Here is a 16,101-nt window from a genome sequence, read left to right on the forward strand (position 1 = left end):
CGGGGCAAGAGCCGAGCGGTGACGCATTTCGACATTGGCGAACTTTATACGCGCGACCAAGTTCGCGCGGCTTTGGGTTTGCCGCCAATGGCAGGTGGGGATTGGGCCACCGGCTATGCTCGGGTCGGCGAGGAGGTCTTTGTCTTCTGCAATGTCGGCATCGCGGGCCGAACCGGTCACGACTATCCGAACCGCTGGATTGACGACGCGCTCGACTGGTTTGGAAAAACCGGCTCCACGATGGATCAGCCACTTATCAGCGCGATGCTGGCCGAGGCGGTGACGACGCATGTTTTCTGGCGGGCCAAGGACCGCGGGCCTTTCATCTATGCCGGCGTGGGCATCCCTGACGGCGCATGGGGAGGAGAGCCCGTCGAAGTGCTGTGGCGCTTCGATGAGGCGGCGCAGCCGGTATTGATTGCGACCGACAGTCGACGGGTGATCCGCACGGCCCCGCAGGCGACCACGTTCCGCCACGGCCCGCCTCCAAGCTTCGGTCTGCGGCAAATGCTCACGACGGAAGGCGCCTGCGACCTCTATCTGATGGCGCTGGAGGGAGCTGTCGACGCTCTGTTTCCTCACTACAGCCCGGCGGCGACAAGTCGCTCCATCGTGAAGGTGGGCATTTCTCGGGATCCGCAACGACGCCAGCGCGAATTGAACGTGGGCTTTCCGCGAGGCGCCGCCGCTAGCTGGCGGCTGCGAACCTTCAGGACCTTTGGGAGCGCTGGCGAGGCCTACAGCGCCGAAGGCAAGCTCCTGGAACGGCTGGCTGCCTCCGGCCGCTGGATTAGCGGTGAGTTCGCGATCGTACCCGTTGGCGATCTCGACCGTCTTCTGGCCTAGCTTCCCGCGCCCGGACCTCTGTCGCCGTGTTCCAGGCCTGGTCCTATCGTTTCCCGCAGGAAGTCGAACAGACGTCGATACTGATCCCGAACATTCCCGGGACCGAGCACCACGTGGCCTTCGCCGCGGTAGGTCACCAGTATGGCGTTCTTGGTCTGGCGATAGAGCGCGGCGAACATGCTCTGCGACTGGGAGATGTCCTTGTCGGCGTCGCCGTAGAACATCAGCACGGACGCTGTGATCTTGTCGGCGAACAACACGGGGCTATTGCGGACATACCGCGCGGGATCCCGCCAGGGCGGAAGGTTCATCCGCGCCTGGCCGGTTTCCAGCCAGCCCGCCGAAGCCACGGTCCAGTTGCCGACCTCTGGAACGGCGTTGGCCATGGGGCCGAGCCGGCCGTAGGCGCTGATCAGGTTGGTTGTCGCCGCGCCGGCGATCACCGCCTTGAAGCGCGAGGTTTGGCTCGCGGCCGCGAGAGCGGCATACCCGCCGTAGCTATGTCCCCAGACGGCCAGACGCGCTGGATCGACCGGCCGCTGGGTCGCCGCCGCATCCACGGCGACGAGCATCTGGTCGGCCAGGCCCTCCATGGGCTCGCGATCCTTGCGATAGGGCAGGCTGGGGATCAGCACCGCATAGCCACGCGCGACCAGCACCTGGGCGTTGGTTAGCAGTCGGGAGGCCGGCGGGAGCTGGCTGGCCGGTGGCGAGGACATGACATCGCCGGGATAGGGTATGATCACGAGGGGGGGCTCGCGGCCCGGCCGGGCGCCGTTTGGCAGGAAGAGCCAGCTGGTCAGCGGCTCGCCATCGACGCCCTTGTGGCGGACCGGTGTCGGCGTGACGAAATCGACCCCGGCCAGATGGCTGTTGATCGTGGCCAGGACCCTCGCCGGCCCCTTGAACGGAACGAGCGACACCGTCTGGACCCCATGGGGATCACGCCTGACGAAGACGTCGAGGTTCCGGCTGGGCGCCGTCGCCGCCAAGGTCTCCCCGGCGGCGAGGTTGGCATGGCGACCGCCCGCGATGTCCGTCACGACCCATTCGGCGCCTTTGGCCGTCACCGTCGCCACGCCCGCCAGAGGCGGCGGCGCGTAGCCGAAGCGCTCTCCGGGTGGCGGCGCGGCCGTCGTTGTAAGATCGGCGGCGGGAGAAGACAGGCGCCGCGCTCCCTTCGCGGTAACGCGCCAGACCGCGCTGGCGCTGGCCAGCAGGAGGACCTTGGGATCGGCAGCTGCGATCCGGCCCGGCTCGGCGAGGCCGGCGACGAGCGTGTGAGCGCCGGTCGGGGTGATCCGTCGCCATGCGCGCCCTCCCGGGCCGTCAGTCAGCACGACCGGCGCGCCGTCGAGCCACACCGCCCGCGGCAGGTCGGCGTTGTCGGCCGCTTTCTCCAGGACCGGGCGGAAACCTTGCAGGTCCAGGCGCGCCGCGACGCCCCGCGTCGGGACCCGCCAGAACCCGCCGTCGCGCCACGGACCAGCGTCGGTGCGGGCGTAGACCAGGAGCCCGTCGCCGCGATCCGACCAGCTCAGCAAGCGCGACAGCACATCGCATGACGGGCAGGGCTCCCAGGTCTCGCCCGACGCCAAGTCGGTGAGCAACAGTCGGCGGCGACGGCCGACCGTGCCGCTGGTGGCCGGCGTGTCGTCGATAGGCTGGAGGTCTTCGCCCTCCATGATCGCCGCGACTTGGTCACCGTGGGGGGCGATCTCAAGATCGACGACATCGCCGATGGCCAGGACGCGGCGTTGGCTGCGGGCCAGGTCGACCATGACAAGCTCGCCGGGCGGCGCCTTGGGGCGCAGGTCGCGGTAGCGACCACTGCCCATGACCGTCATCGCCGCCTCGCCGCGCGCGGCGGCGGCCCACTGGCGGGGCAACCGTTCCTGAGCGAGCCAGCCGAGACCCAGGCGCGCGTCCGGCGCGGCAGGATTGCGCGTCGCCACCACCAGCTGGTCGTCGTTCCGCCAGGCGAGGGTCCGTCCCCAGACCGCATGTTGCGGCGACAGGTCCAGCCAGAACACCTGGCCGGTCTCGAGGTCGGCCACGCCCAGCTCCCAGGCGTGACCGACCAGGCGCAAGACCGCCAGGTGGCGGCCGGAAGGCGAGAGGGGGCCGGCGGTGTAGCCGACACCCGGTTCGGCCAGGGGGAGGGGTCTTGCCGCGCCGTTTCTGGCGAGGTCGAAGACCTGCACCCGCCCAAGCGCCAGCCGGATGCCGTCGTCGAGATCGTAGAGCGGCGCGCTGTCCCATCGTGCCTGGGTCTGCACCACCAGCCATCTTTGGCTCGGATCGACGCTGATGGCTCCAAGCTGCTCTTGGCGCAGCAGGTGGTCCACGGTGAAGGGCTCGGCCCGAACCTGCGCGCCGAAAAGCGCGCAGGCGGCCGCCACCCCGAAGAGGGGTTTCATGCCAGTCTCCTGAAAAGGCGGGGGTGGGGCCTACCAGGCCTTGATCAGCTGGATCGAAATCTGTCGGCCGATCGGGTCGGCGTTGGCGGGGTCGTAGGCGATCGCCAGCGGGGAGTCGTAGAAGGGCGGATCGGCGTCGAACAGGTTCTGGACGTTGAGGGCCAGCAACAGGCCGCGCCAGGCGAAGCCGGGCAGGGTGGGCCGCAACCGTACCTGCAGGTCCATTGTCGTCCAGGGCTTGATCCGGCGCCCGATCTCGTCGGCGCTGTCACCCACGTGATTGACGCCCACGGTCGTCGAGGTCGCGCCGTGGGTCCAGGTCGCCGAGACGCGGGCCCGCAGGTCGGCGGGGTAGCCGGCGCGTCCGCTCAGCTCGGTGGCCGTCGCGGTCGGCGTCACCGCGCGCCGGTAGCGCATCAGCCATGACAAGGCCCCGTTGAAGACCACGGGATCTCCGGCGATCGAGGTGTCGTAGCTGCCCGAAAGGTCAAGGCCCCGGACCAGCAGGCTGCCGGTGTTGACGTTGCGCGCTTCGATGATCGCCCCGTAGGTGTCGACGCCAAAGGCGCCGGTCCCAAGGGCGTGGGGATCGTTGACCAAGGCCAGGACGGCGGCGCGGTCGGCCGCGTTGCTGGCGGGATTGACCAGGGTGCGGAAAGAGACCAGCTCGGGAGAGCTGAGCGCGACGGCGATATTGTCGAGCACAGGGCGGGCGATACGGTTTTCAAACCGGGTCTGGTAGAGCGTGGCGCTCAGCCGCAGGCCGGGCGCGCGCGAGGGACGCAGCTCCAGGCCGGTCGTCCACGAGGTGGCCGTCTCCGGCTTCAGGCTGTTGTTGCCGCCCTGGAAGACAAGCGAGGGCAGTTGCCCGCCGTTCACCGGCAGCAGGATCGGGGTGATGACGTAGGGATCGTTGAGTTCGGGCAGGGCGGGCGCCCGGAACGAGGTTCCATAGCTCGCCTTCACCGTCAGGTCCTGGGCGGGCTGCCAGATCACGCCGACCTTCGGATCGGCGGTCGAGCCGACATCGTCATAGTGCTCGACCCGGCCCGCGAGGGACAGTTCCAGACGCCGAAGGCCCGGACGGGCGTTATCGGGTCCAAAGAGCGGAGCATTCAGTTCGGCATAGGCGCTGGCGACCTGGCGGTGGGTGGCGCGGGTGGTCCGTGCGACTGGCGCGTAGCCCGAAGTGAAGGTGTCGCCGCCGGTGCGCAGGGCCTCTCGCCGGATCTGGCCGCCCAAGGCCAGCCTCAGGGCGCCGCCGGGTAGGCTGAACAGCGGCCCGTCCATGGCCAGGTTTGCCGAGCGGGTCTCGCTTCGCGTCTTGTTGCGATCGTGGCCGGCGCTGATGAAGTCCAGGATGCCCCTGGGGTTGGAGCCGTGGCCGATGAAGGGATTGAGATAGCCGTCACGGGGCGCGCTGAAGGTGGTGAGCGGACTGTCGGCGCTCTGCCCCGTCGCCTCGCTAAGGAAGGTCGTGTTGAGGATCCGGCTGGACGTGCTCTCGCCCAGCTCCTGGCCGTAGGCGCCGTAGGCATTGGCCACCCAGCCGCCTGGCAGCTTGATTTCGGCTCCGAGGCTCGCGGCGAGGCTTTCCGACCGTCCCTTGACCACGCCGCCGCCCAGTTCGTTCAGGAACGAGTAGGCGATCCGCTCCGAGGCCGCGCCGGTCGGCGAGACGAAGAACGGATTGTTGGCGTTGACGACGATGTTGGCGGTCGGGGCCGAGCCGCGCGCGGTGAAGTCACGGCGGCTGAAGCGCGCGTCCGCCGACAGGGTGGCGCGCTGGCCGATGTCCTGCGCGAGACTTGCCACAAGGCTATGGCGGGCCTGGCTGGGCAGCACCCAGTAGGCGGCGCGCTGGTTTTCGCGATTGACCGTGCCCGCGATGAAGTCGGAGGGGCGCAGGCCGACGCCGTTCTGGCCGGCGGGGATCGCATAGGTGGGCACGAGCGTGCCCTGGGCGTTGGGGCGAAGGATGTTGCCCGGCTGGCTGTAGGTCGTTCGGCGGCGGTCCGTTCCGCCCCAGGCGCGCAGGTCGGCGTTGCCGGTATAGGCGCGATCGAGGCCGGCCAGCGCGTCGTGTCCGGCATACTCATAGGCCAGCAGGGCGTGGCCCTGCGCCCAGGTGCGGCCGATCGCCTGGCCGAACTGGTATTGATGATAGCCGCCCTGGGTCGCCCGGCCGGCCAGCATGCGGGTCTCAGCGCCGTCCAGGTCGGTCCGCAGCCTGACATTGACGACCCCGCCGACCGCGTCCGATCCATAGAGCGCCGAGGCGCCGTCCAGCAGAACTTCGACCCGCGCGGTGGCCACCATCGGGATCGACGACAGGTCGGCGAAATCGCCGTTGAAGCCTGAGCCGGCCATGCGCCGGCCGTCGACCAGCACGAGGGTGGCGTTGGCGCCGAGACCGCGCAGGTTGACGCCCGTGCCGCGCGTTAGGTTGGTGCCGTTGACGTCGCCGCCGGTTTGGGCCGAGTCCTCGCTGGCGACGCCGCCGAACGCCTGGGGCAGCGCCGCCAGGGCTTCGGCCACGCTGGCGTACCCGGCGCGGTCGATGTCGTCGCGCCCCAGGACCACGACGGGCGAGGCGGTGTCCTTGACGCCGCGAATGTGCGACCCGACCACGATCTCCGCCACGGTGTAGGGCTCCTCGGCGGGGGGCGCCGCGGGCGCGGGCGACGGAGCCTGGCTGACGTCGGCGGCGGGGACGCCTTCGCTAACGGCCCGCGCCAGCGGGGCGGTCGAAATCGGCACGCGCCTCGGGCGCAGGATCAGCACGCCGGGCTTGGCCTCGACGATCTCGATGCCGCTGCCAGTCAGCATCTGCTCCAGCGCCTGGCGCGCGGTGTAGACGCCCTGCACCGGCGGCGCGGTTTTGCCCGCCACCAGCGCGTTCTCGAACAGGATGCGAACCTTGGTCTGCGTCGCCAGGCTCATCAGCGAGCGGTCCAGGGCTCCGGCCTGGACGGTCACGCGCACCGGCGGCTCCGCCGCCCGGGCCGCGGTCATCGGCGCGGCCGACAGCACGGCCGCACCCATCAAGGCGAAGATCGACGATCCCCTGAACAAGTTTCCTGCTCGCCTCATGACGTTTCCCCCTGCGACGACGGGCGCTTCGAAGGAAGGGCTGGAACCGTCGTGGCTATGGGGGTGAGACGCGGGGGATGGCATCCCTTGGTAGTGACCCTGTGAAAAATTTATGACGTCAGGCGGCGGGCCCGCGGGCGGTGCTGAGCTCGAGGCCGCCACCCAATCGTGGACTGGCCTTCAGGCCATAGAGCTTGGTGACGGCGGCGACGAAGTCCCCGGTATCGCCGGTGGGGAAGACGCCGCTGACCCGGCGGTCCGCGGGAACCCCGGCGCCCAGGATGATCTTCTGGCGCGTGTAGCGATTGATCTCGGTCACGGCGTCGGCCAGCGATACGTCCTGGAACGCCACATAGCCCGTCGTCCAGGCGGTGGTCGCCGGCACGTCCACGGCGGTGGGGCGGGTCAATTTGGCGCGCGCGCCGAGGTCGAGCGACTGACCGGGGGCGAGCATCCAGTCCTTGCCGCCGGCGGAGCCGTCATGGACGGCCACCTTGCCTTCGGCCAGCGTGACGCGCACGTCGCCGGGGTCGCGGCGCACGTCGAACTTTGTGCCGACGGCGCGGACCTGGGTGGCGCCGGCCGCGACGATGAACGGACGCCGGGTGTCATGGGCCACCTCGAAGAAGGCCTGGCCGCGCAGGAGTTCGACGCGGCGCACGTCGCCCGTGAAGCGCACCCGCAGCCGGGTGTCGGTGTTGAGCCGCACCCGCGAGCCGTCGTCGAGCCGCGCGTTCAGCTGCTCGCCCACGCCCGTGGAATAGGTGGGGGCGGTGAGGGCCAGCCATCCAATGAACGACGCGGCGACGACGCCGGCCAGACCGAGCACGGGACCCCACGCCCTCGGCTTGAGCCGCGGAAAGGCCCATCTGTCGCGCCGCTCAGGCGGGCGGGCGCGCGCTTCGCGCGTCGCCGCCATGATTTCGGGGTCATCCACCAGGCCGCGCACGGCGCGGCTGATGTCCTCGATCCGATTGTAGGCGGCGAGATTCAGCGGATCGCGACGCCACTCGGCAAAGGCGGTCAGGTCCTCGTTCTCGACGCGGGTTTGGCTGAGGCGCGAAAACCAGTCAGCCGCCTCGCGCTCGACCCGCGCTCCTTGTCGATCTTCGAGCATGACGAGCTTCCGCCTTAGCCGCGCATTGCCGATGCAGTGAGCGCCAGGGCCCTGCGCATCCGGTGGTGGACGGTCGTTACGGGGATATTCCGCAACGTCGCGATCTCCTGATAGGTCAGACCCTGGATATGGTTCAGGAGGAAAACATCGCGCAACTCTGGCGGTAGGGCCAGCACGATCTGCTTGAGGGTGACCATCTGGTCCTGCGACGGGGCCAGCGGTTCGGATGGCACGGCGGCGGGATCGCCGTTCACCGCGGTCTCCAGGCGCTGGCGACGCAGCCGGTCTCGCGCCAGGTTGTCGGCGATCCGCATCAGGAAAGCCTTGGGGTGACGCACTTCGCCGGCGACATCGTAGGGCGCGGCGCGCAGGTATGTTTCCTGTGCGACCTCGTCCGCCAATTCGCGGCCATAGCGCCGGCGGAGGGCGCCGCGCAGCCAGCGATCGTAGCGCCGGAACAGCGAGTCGAGCGATGCGGTGATGTCCGCCGAGGACGCGGCGGGCGGGGCAGAACCGTCCACGGTAAGGATCCCAACCTAGGATTGCCCCACAGAATCCTATGGAATATGTGACATTAAAAGTCATATTTCATGTAAATGTGCATTTCTGTGTCCTTAGGTCGGCTGTGGCGCTGCCGGACATTCCCTGCTCCCGAAGTTTGGAGTGAGCAGGTCGATGTCGACGTTGCGCCGGCAGGTAGGAGCGATGGTTCGCCATCATCGCGAGCGCGCCGGTCTCACTCAGGCCGAACTTGCTGATCGCGTCGGCAAAGCGCTGGAGACGATCGGACGGATCGAGCGGGGTCAGGCAGCGCCGAGCTTCGATACGCTCGAAAGCTTCGCCAAAGTGCTCGAAGTCGATGCTCGTGACTTCTTCGGATCTGGCGAGTTCGCAGCAAAAGCTCGTAGGAGTGATCCGTTGCCACGTGTCCTCGATCGACTCGCAGGTTTGAGCGACGAAGACATCGAATGGGCGGACAAGTTGCTCACCTTGGCGCTTAGCCGGAAAGCTTGAGGCTGACGTAGAGCTACGCAGGAGCGCGCGGGCTTTTGGGCTGAAACGCACGGTCGATCGGCGAAAGATCGGCAGAAGATTATCCGTAAGATGACGAACGGCGCCGCTACCTGGCGCAGCAGGGTTGATTTCCACGGCTCAGCTATGAGTTGGTGGAAGGCTTCTGGCGCCATGGCCGCATGGCCGCGCCGCTTGCCCGATCGGGACCGGATGGGCCGCCGGGCGGCGGGGGCGATGGCGGCTGGCCGTCGCTCTGCCGGCTTACGGTACCCGGCTTCGCCTGGGAATTCTTGCGCCGAAATCCCGATTATCGCGCCGAGTTCGCGCGCGGTGGGACACCGGATGGGGCAGGGGAGGCCCGCCTGAGCGACCGCTGGGGTCTGCGATTTCCAGTCGATCCGGCGCTGCCGGCCGCGCGGGCGGAGGTCTTCTGGCGGGAGGATGTCGCGCCGGGCCTCGTCATTCGGATGATCGCTGACGCGGCAGGGCAGGGGCGTCCGGCGCGGGCGCCGCAGGTTCCGGGGCGTCCGCGACGGGACGAAGACGGGCTGCACCTGCGGCTGGCGGCCGGCCTTCAACTGCTGCTCCGGGGTGAGGCGCGGCCCGACGGGCCCGTGCTGGTCGTGCTGAGCTTCGACCAGGACTTTGGCCTGCGGGTGCGCGCCGTCGAGGCCTTGCAGCGCATGGCGACGGGGCGTGGGCAGCCGCGTTCGCGTCTGACGTCCGCCCAGCGCACGCGCCTGGCCCGCAGCCTGGTGGCGCTCGATGGGGCGCTGCGCGAGGACAGCTATCGCGACATCGCCCGGACGATCTTCGGCGCCGAGGCGCTCGAGCGGGAGGACTGGCGCACCGCCTCGGTCAGGGACGTGACCATCCGCCTGGTGCGGACCGGCAAGGGCCTCATGCGCGGCGGCTATCTCAAGCTTCTCCGGCTGGGCCTCTAGCGGGCCCTCGGGGTGGCGAAAGCGGCACCCCCGGTCTTCGCCATCCCTGGAGCCGCCGCTGGTTCGCCAAGGTGACCGGGTCACGACGGGGCCACGCCAGGCCGCGCCGGCAGCACCCGGAACCCACCCATGTCTCAGCCGACATCGGTCATGCCGCCCCGGCATCTGACCACGCCCGAAGCCGCGCGCTTTTTGAGCCTCTCGACGCGCACCCTGGAGAAGCACCGGACCTACGGGACAGGGCCGACCTATCGCAAGATCGGTGGGCGGGTGATCTACACCCTCGTTGATCTTGAGGCCTGGACGGCGCGGGGCGCGCGCACCTCGACCAGCGAGATCACCGCCGACGAGGTGCGGCCGGCCAAGCGGCACGCCGCCATCTCGCCGGCCTACGCCAAGTCGGACGGCGGCCGATGATTGGCCCGGACGATACGCAGGTCGAACTGCTGTGGCTGGAGGGGCAGATCGAGCGGTGGATCCGATTTGGTCGCTTGTCCGGTGAGCGGCTGATCGACCGCCGTCGTCGCATCGTCGGCTTCGCGCCGGGCGCGGTGTTCGCCTTCGTTCGCTGGCGCAGCGGCGACTACGGCACCGTGGAGTCCAGGATCACGATCATGCGCGCCGTCGGCCCGCGCGCGGCCTTCACCACCGTGCCCCTGGTTGCACCGGGCGCGGAGTTGCTTCTGGACATCGCCGGCTGGCCCAAGGTGCAGGCCGTACTCGCCGCGATCGATACGGTCGAGCTGACCGGCGTGCGGCCGGAGGACGCCGCGCCGGACCATTGGCGTCATGTCCACAGCCGGATCTTGGTCGGTCTCGCGCCCCGGACATACAATCGGATGCGTCACCGGGCATGGCGGTTGCGCCAGGGAATGGGGCTGTGAGCGCCGGCCGCGCGCCGGTCATTGGCGCTGTGATGGCTAGCTGCGTGCTGCTGGCGGCTCCGCCGTTGCTGAAGCCCGCGCCGCGCCTGCTGTTCAACGCCACGGCCAGCGCCCCCATAGGCTTTTATCTAGTAGACGAACGGCCGCCTAAGATTGGCGATTGGGTTGTCGTACAGCCGCCACCAGCTCTGGCGACCTGGATGGCCCGGCGCGGCTATCTTCCCGGCAACGTGCCGCTGCTCAAGCGCCTGGCAGCCGGCGACGGCCAGACCGTCTGTGGCCGGGGAGGGCGTATCACAATCGACGGTCGTCCCGCCGCCATGGCGCGGAACCGTGACCACTGGGGTAGGACGCTTCAGCCCCTCGAGCGCTGCCAGCGTCTGGGGCCGGGCGAGGTCTTCCTGCTCAACGCCGACGCGCCGCGCAGCTTCGATGGCCGCTACTTCGGTCCGCTGGCCGGCAAGACGGTGATAGGCCGGGCGACGCCGCTCTGGGTCGGGAGGACAGGGCGATGACCCTACGTCTGCACCTTCTTCACCGCCTTTCCTTGTATGGCCGATCTGCCGGACCTTTCCTCGTCCCGGACAAGATCACGTCGGCGGACGCGCGGAGCCGAGGTCAAGGGCGGCCGACAGGCCGGCGCGTCCAGCGCCTCGCCCTTGAGGTCGGCGAGCCCGGCCGCAAACTCGTCAACGGCGGGACTTGGCATGGAAAGCCGCGCGCCGTGCGCGCGACCGCCTTTCTCTTTATTATTGCGGCCGCGAGCGCGGACCTGATGGTTTCGCGGCACGCCGAAGCCGCGCCAGTCGCTCAGGTCGAGCGGCAGATCGATCTAGCGATCGCCGAGGCCTCGGCCCGGTTTGGCCTGTCCACCCAGCTGATCTGGGCAGTGGTCATGGCGGAAAGCGACGGCCGGCCCGACGCTCTTTCGCCTAAGGGGGCAATGGGGCTGATGCAGCTCATGCCCGCGACCTGGAGCGAGATGCGCGCCGAGTTAGGGCTGGGCGATGATCCGTTCGAGATGCGGGACAATGTCTTGGCCGGCGCAGGGTACCTGCGGGCTCTCTACGATCGCTTCGGTTCGCCCGGCTATCTCGCCGCCTATAACGCCGGTCCCGGGCGATATAAGCGCCATCTCGACGGCGCCGCGTCTCTGCCGCGCGAAACGCTGGCCTATGTAGCCTCCGTGCGCCAGCGATTATCTTCCCAGGTTCCGGTCGAGACGATGGCGCGAGCCGACTGGCGAGCGTCGGCCGTGTTCGTCGGAGGTGGCGGTGGCGAGGCGGGCGAGCGTTCGATCTTCGTGTCGTCAGGTGGAGAAGGACGGCCGTGACCTTCTCCCCACTGCACCTTCTCGAGCCCGTGAAAGAGTACGCGAACGGCGGGAAGGAGGCTGTCAGAGGTTGGCGGGGACGACGGCAAGATAAAAGCATCGGGACCCTTTGGCTCCAGGGTGTTGATGGTGTTGCGAAATTTCCGGGACCATCGGGTTCGACGCGGGCCGTGCTGGTCGTATTCCGCCGTCCTTTCAGTCGCTTGACCGGGACCTTCGTCGCCGGAGGCCAGCATGACCTCTGACGACAGGTTTGAGCCCCGCCTGGGCCGGATCGGCAACGACGGCGCCGGCGGCGTCCGCAAGGGCCGCAGCTTCGTGTCCGAAGTCATGAAGGCCGCGCGCCGGGCCGGTGGCGGAGCGCTTGATCTTGGCCCGCGACGAATGGGACCGCGCCCCGGACGCGGCGGCGGCCGGGCTCCGTCCCGGGTGGCGTCTCGTCAGGTCGTCATCAAGTCCAGGATCATCCGGCATCAGGGTGCTCGGTTCCGCGCCGCGCCACTATCCCAGCACTTGCGCTATCTGCGGCGCGAGGGCGTCAACCGCGATGGCCGGCCGGGCGAGGTGTTCGACCACGAAGGTTTGACGGACCACCAAGCCTTCGCCGCACGATGCGAGGACGATCGCCATCACTTCCGCTTCATCGTCTCCCCGGAAGACGCCCAGCAGCTCCAGGACCTGCGGGCCACGACTCGGGACCTGATGGCCCAGGTCGAACGCGACCTGCACACGCGTCTGGACTGGGTCGCCGTCGACCACTGGAACACCGACAATCCTCACGTCCATGTCCTGGTGCGCGGCGTCGCCGACGACGGCCGCGACCTCGTCATCAGCGGCGACTACATCGGCCGTGGCATGCGCCAGCGGGCCATGGATCTGGTCTCTTTGGAACTGGGGCCGCGATCCGAACGCGAGATCGCCGCCAGCCTGGACAAGGAGGTGTCCGCCCAGCGCTGGACCAGCCTTGATCGGCGGCTGCGGGAGCAGAGCGACCTTGGCGAAGGCGTTGTTGATCTGCGTCCCGCCGCGCGTGGGCGGACACCGGCGGACCTCCGTCTGGTCGGGCGAGCCCAGGCTCTGGAGGGATTGAGCCTAGCCGAGGCGGTCGGTTCTGGTCGTTGGCGCCTGGCGAGAGACCTCGAGTCTCGGCTGCGAGGCCTGGCCGAGCGGGGTGACATCATCAAGACGCTGCACGCCGCCATGGCGCCAGGGCGAGATCCTGCCGCCCTCGTCATCCAGGGCGACCAGGTTGGAGAGCCGGTGTTCGGCAGGTTGGCGGACCGCGGCCTGCATGACGAACTCGCCGGCCAGGCCTATGTCGTCGTCGACGGCGCCGACGGACGATTGCATCACTTCAAGTTCAGCGATCTGGCCCAGACCGGTGACACGCCGATCGGCGGCCTGGTCGAGGTCCGGACGCGCACCGTCGAGAGCAGCCCGCCACGGCTGGAGCTGGTCCATCGCTCCGACCTGACGATCGAGGCTCAGATCAATGCCGACGGCGCGACCTGGCTGGATCGGCAGATGGTCTCGCGCACGCCCCAGCCGTTGGCGCCGGCCGGTTTCGGCGCCGAGCTGAGCGACGCGGTTGATCGGCGGCGCGCCTATCTCGAAACGCAGGGCCTAGCCCAGCGTCAGGGCGGTCGTCTTCTTCCGGTCCGCGACCTAGTCGCGACCCTGCGCCGGCGGGAGCTGGACCGCATCGCCGGGAATCTGCGGGCCGAGACCGGCGCGGTCCGGACGGAGCTCGAGACGGGGGACGCCGTGCGCGGCGCCTATGCGCGCCGCTTGGATCTAGCGTCGGGCCGGTTCGCGATGATCGACGATGGCTTGGGCTTTCAGCTCGTGCCTTGGACCCGGGCGCTCGACGCCAGGCTGGGCCAGGAGGTGAAGGGGACCATTACTCCAGGCGGCGGGGTCGATTGGGTGCTGGGTCGCAAGCGGGGGATCGGGCTTTAAGGAGCATGTCGTTCCCATGAGCGGAACAAAGATCCTGTGGGGCCAGATCCTGGTCGTAGCCTTGCTGGCCCTGGCCGGCGTGTGGGGCGCGACCCAGTGGACGGCCTGGCAACTGGCGTATCAGCCGAAGCTTGGCCCGCCCTGGTTCAGGCTCGGCGACTGGCCGATCTATCCGCCGCCGGCCTTCTTCGTCTGGTGGTTCATCTACGACGCCTATGCGCCGTCGGTGTTTGTGCGCGGCGCGTTCATCGCCGCAGCCGGCGCGCTGGTCGCCGTCGGCGTGGCGATGGCCATGTCGATCTGGCGCGCGCGCGAGGCCAAGAAGGTGACCACCTACGGCTCGGCCCGCTGGGCGGAACTGGGCGAAATTCGCGCCGCCGGACTGCTCAGCGACCAGGGCGTGATGCTCGGCCGGTTCGCCGACCACTACCTGCGCCACGATGGGCCCGAGCATGTGCTGTGCTTTGCGCCGACCCGCTCGGGCAAGGGCGTGGGCCTGGTCGTGCCGACCCTGCTGACCTGGCCGGGCTCGGTCGTCGTCCATGATATCAAGGGCGAGAACTGGACTCTGACGGCGGCCTGCCGCGCCAGGATCGGCCATGTCCTGCGGTTCGATCCGACGGATCCGACGAGCTGCGCCTACAACCCGCTCCTGGAGGTACGGCGCGGCGACACCGAGGTCCGCGACGTCCAGAACATCGCCGATATCCTGGTGGACCCCGAAGGGGCCCTGGAGCGCCGAAACCATTGGGAGAAGACCAGCCACAGCTTGTTGGTCGGCGTGATCCTCCACGTACTCTACGCGGAAGCCGACAAAACCCTGGCCGGCGTGGCCAACTTCCTGGCCGATCCGCAGCGGACGATCGAGGCGACCCTACGGGCCATGATGAGCACGCGGCACCTAGGTGACCGGGTCCACCCCGTCGTCGCCAGCGCCGCGCGCGAGCTGCTGAACAAGAGCGACAACGAGCGGTCAGGCGTGCTGTCCACGGCGATGAGCTTCCTGGGGCTCTACCGCGATCCGGTGGTCGCCCAGGTCACCCGCCGCTGCGACTGGCGCATCGCCGATCTCGTCGACGCGAACCGGCCTGTCAGTCTCTATCTGGTGGTGCCGCCGTCCGACATAAGCCGCACCAAGCCGCTGATGCGGCTGATCCTCAACCAGATCGGCCGGCGGCTCACCGAGGGGCTGGAGGCTGCTCAGGGACGCCGGCGCCTGCTCTGGATGCTGGACGAGTTCCGGGCGCTCGGTCGGCTGGAGTTCTTCGAGCAGGCGCTGGCCTTCATGGCCGGCTACCGGATGAAGGCCTTCCTGATTGTGCAGAGCTTGAACCAGATCGAGGCCGCCTACGGCGCCAACAACGCCATCCTCGACAATTGCCACGTCCGCGTCGCGTTCTCGACCAACGACGAGCGGACTGCACGCCGGATCAGCGACAGCCTGGGGACCGCCACCGAGCTAAGAGCGATGAAGAACTACGCCGGGCACCGGTTATCGCCCTGGCTTGGCCACCTGATGGTCAGCCGCCAGGAGACTGCCCGGCCGCTTCTGACGCCGGGCGAGGTCATGCAGTTGCCGCCCGACGAGGAGGTGATCCAGATCTCGGGCGCCGCGCCGATCCGTGCGCTGAAGGTGCGGTACTATGTCGACCCGCGCCTTGCTGCTCGGGTGGGCTCGCCGCCGTCGAGCGCGACGCGCCTGGCCGGACCGCCGGACGACTGGAGTTCGGTCGTCGCGGCTGATGGCGGCGGGCCAGCCTCGGCCGGGACAGCTGATGAGGGTGGGCATCGCATCGAGCCGGAGCTGGAAGGGGTCGACCGCGAGCCTTTACAACGGCCGGAACCCGAATTGGATCTTGAGCTGGACGGGGAGGGCGATGACGCCCAACAGGCCGCGGATCTCCAGCGCCGGTTCAAGGCCGTGGCCCGGCAGGCCGTCCTCGACCCTGACGACGGTATCGCGCTGTGAAGGTCGCGTCATGAAGGTCCAGGCCAAGGTGTTCCTGCCGGGCGATGTCGCCCGCGCATTGGACGAGGCGGCGCGGCGGATGCGCCGATCGAAGTCCGAGATCATGGTGGCGGCGCTGGCCAGCTACTTGTCGCCCGACGGAGCTGAGGCGACTGAGGCGGCGATGACGCGGCGCCTAGATCGAATGAGCCGGCAGCTGGAACGGCTTGAGCGTGACGTCACGATCTCGAACGAGGCGGTCGCGCTGTTCGTCCGAACCTGGCTGAGGAACACACCGTCAGTCGCGGGCAACGACGACCAGGCTTCAGTAGACATTGGCCGAGAGCGCTACGGGCGTTTCACAGAGGCTTTGGGGCGAGTACTAAGCGAGGGAAAGCTTCTTAGGGACCATGTCGCGGCTGATCGGCCGACAGGTGGGGCATGGCGTGGCGCTTGAGCCAAAGCCTGCGCACCGCGCGTGGAATTTAGGGGGACTCACTGCCGGCGGGGCGGAGGTGGGCGCTGCGGGTGCCGCGACGTTGC

At 68.8% G+C, this 16,101-nt stretch carries 14 protein-coding genes; 10 read left to right on the forward strand and 4 right to left on the reverse strand.

Going from position 1 to position 16,101, the window contains the following annotated elements:
• The first annotated feature begins 18 nt into the window (after positions 1–18).
• Positions 19–846, forward strand: a complete 828-nt coding sequence (locus EIK80_RS16675; RefSeq protein ID WP_125158133.1) for a GIY-YIG nuclease family protein — start codon at positions 19–21, stop codon at positions 844–846.
• Here the strand turns inward: EIK80_RS16675 and EIK80_RS16680 are convergent.
• From EIK80_RS16680 to EIK80_RS16695, 4 genes are all read right to left on the reverse strand, one after another.
• Positions 843–3,266, reverse strand: a complete 2,424-nt coding sequence (locus EIK80_RS16680; protein ID WP_125158134.1) for a S9 family peptidase — start codon at positions 3,264–3,266, stop codon at positions 843–845. The two genes, EIK80_RS16675 and EIK80_RS16680, sit on opposite strands and share 4 nt — an antisense overlap.
• Positions 3,267–3,296: 30 nt before the next feature.
• On the reverse strand, positions 3,297–6,341 hold the full coding sequence (locus tag EIK80_RS16685) for a TonB-dependent receptor (protein ID WP_233586720.1): 3,045 nt from the start codon (positions 6,339–6,341) through the stop codon (positions 3,297–3,299).
• Positions 6,342–6,477: 136 nt separating this feature from the next.
• Complete coding sequence (locus EIK80_RS16690) at positions 6,478–7,476, reverse strand: FecR family protein (protein ID WP_125158135.1); 999 nt, start codon at positions 7,474–7,476, stop codon at positions 6,478–6,480.
• Positions 7,477–7,490: 14 nt separating this feature from the next.
• Positions 7,491–7,997 carry an RNA polymerase sigma factor gene (locus tag EIK80_RS16695; protein WP_158624709.1) on the reverse strand — a complete coding sequence of 169 codons (507 nt, stop codon included), beginning with the start codon at positions 7,995–7,997 and terminating at the stop codon, positions 7,491–7,493.
• A gap of 154 nt (positions 7,998–8,151) precedes the next feature.
• Here EIK80_RS16695 and EIK80_RS16700 point away from each other — a divergent pair, with 154 nt between their 5' ends.
• The 9 genes from EIK80_RS16700 (at position 8,152) to EIK80_RS16740 (ending at position 16,015) form a co-directional block, all read left to right on the forward strand.
• Positions 8,152–8,490, forward strand: coding sequence for a helix-turn-helix domain-containing protein (locus tag EIK80_RS16700; protein ID WP_125158137.1), 339 nt, complete (start codon positions 8,152–8,154; stop codon positions 8,488–8,490).
• Between the two features lie 179 nt (positions 8,491–8,669).
• A complete protein-coding gene (locus EIK80_RS26710; protein WP_255414597.1) occupies positions 8,670–9,434 on the forward strand; it encodes a DUF2285 domain-containing protein in 765 nt (254 codons plus the stop codon).
• Between the two features lie 129 nt (positions 9,435–9,563).
• Complete coding sequence (locus EIK80_RS16710; RefSeq protein WP_125158138.1) at positions 9,564–9,851, forward strand: helix-turn-helix domain-containing protein; 288 nt, start codon at positions 9,564–9,566, stop codon at positions 9,849–9,851.
• A complete protein-coding gene (locus EIK80_RS16715) occupies positions 9,848–10,318 on the forward strand; it encodes a DUF2840 domain-containing protein (protein ID WP_125158139.1) in 471 nt (156 codons plus the stop codon). Before EIK80_RS16710 ends, EIK80_RS16715 begins: the two co-directional genes overlap by 4 nt.
• Before the next feature lie 32 nt (positions 10,319–10,350).
• Positions 10,351–10,833: a S26 family signal peptidase gene (locus EIK80_RS16720; protein WP_233586733.1), complete on the forward strand. Its 483-nt coding sequence runs from the start codon at positions 10,351–10,353 to the stop codon at positions 10,831–10,833.
• Entirely contained in the window at positions 10,830–11,651 is an 822-nt protein-coding gene (locus EIK80_RS16725; protein WP_233586735.1) for a lytic transglycosylase domain-containing protein, read from the forward strand. Before EIK80_RS16720 ends, EIK80_RS16725 begins: the two co-directional genes overlap by 4 nt.
• A gap of 234 nt (positions 11,652–11,885) precedes the next feature.
• The gene (locus EIK80_RS16730) at positions 11,886–13,610 is read left to right on the forward strand and encodes a DUF3363 domain-containing protein (protein ID WP_125158141.1); all 1,725 of its coding nucleotides are present in this window, start codon (positions 11,886–11,888) and stop codon (positions 13,608–13,610) included.
• Between the two features lie 16 nt (positions 13,611–13,626).
• Positions 13,627–15,579, forward strand: coding sequence for a conjugal transfer protein TraG (locus tag EIK80_RS16735; protein WP_125158142.1), 1,953 nt, complete (start codon positions 13,627–13,629; stop codon positions 15,577–15,579).
• A gap of 10 nt (positions 15,580–15,589) precedes the next feature.
• Complete coding sequence (locus tag EIK80_RS16740) at positions 15,590–16,015, forward strand: ribbon-helix-helix protein, CopG family (protein ID WP_125158143.1); 426 nt, start codon at positions 15,590–15,592, stop codon at positions 16,013–16,015.
• The last annotated feature ends 86 nt before the right edge of the window (positions 16,016–16,101 follow it).

It is taken from the genome of Caulobacter sp. 602-1 (assembly GCF_003931565.1).
In the GTDB taxonomy this organism is placed as follows: Bacteria; Pseudomonadota; Alphaproteobacteria; order Caulobacterales; family Caulobacteraceae; genus Caulobacter.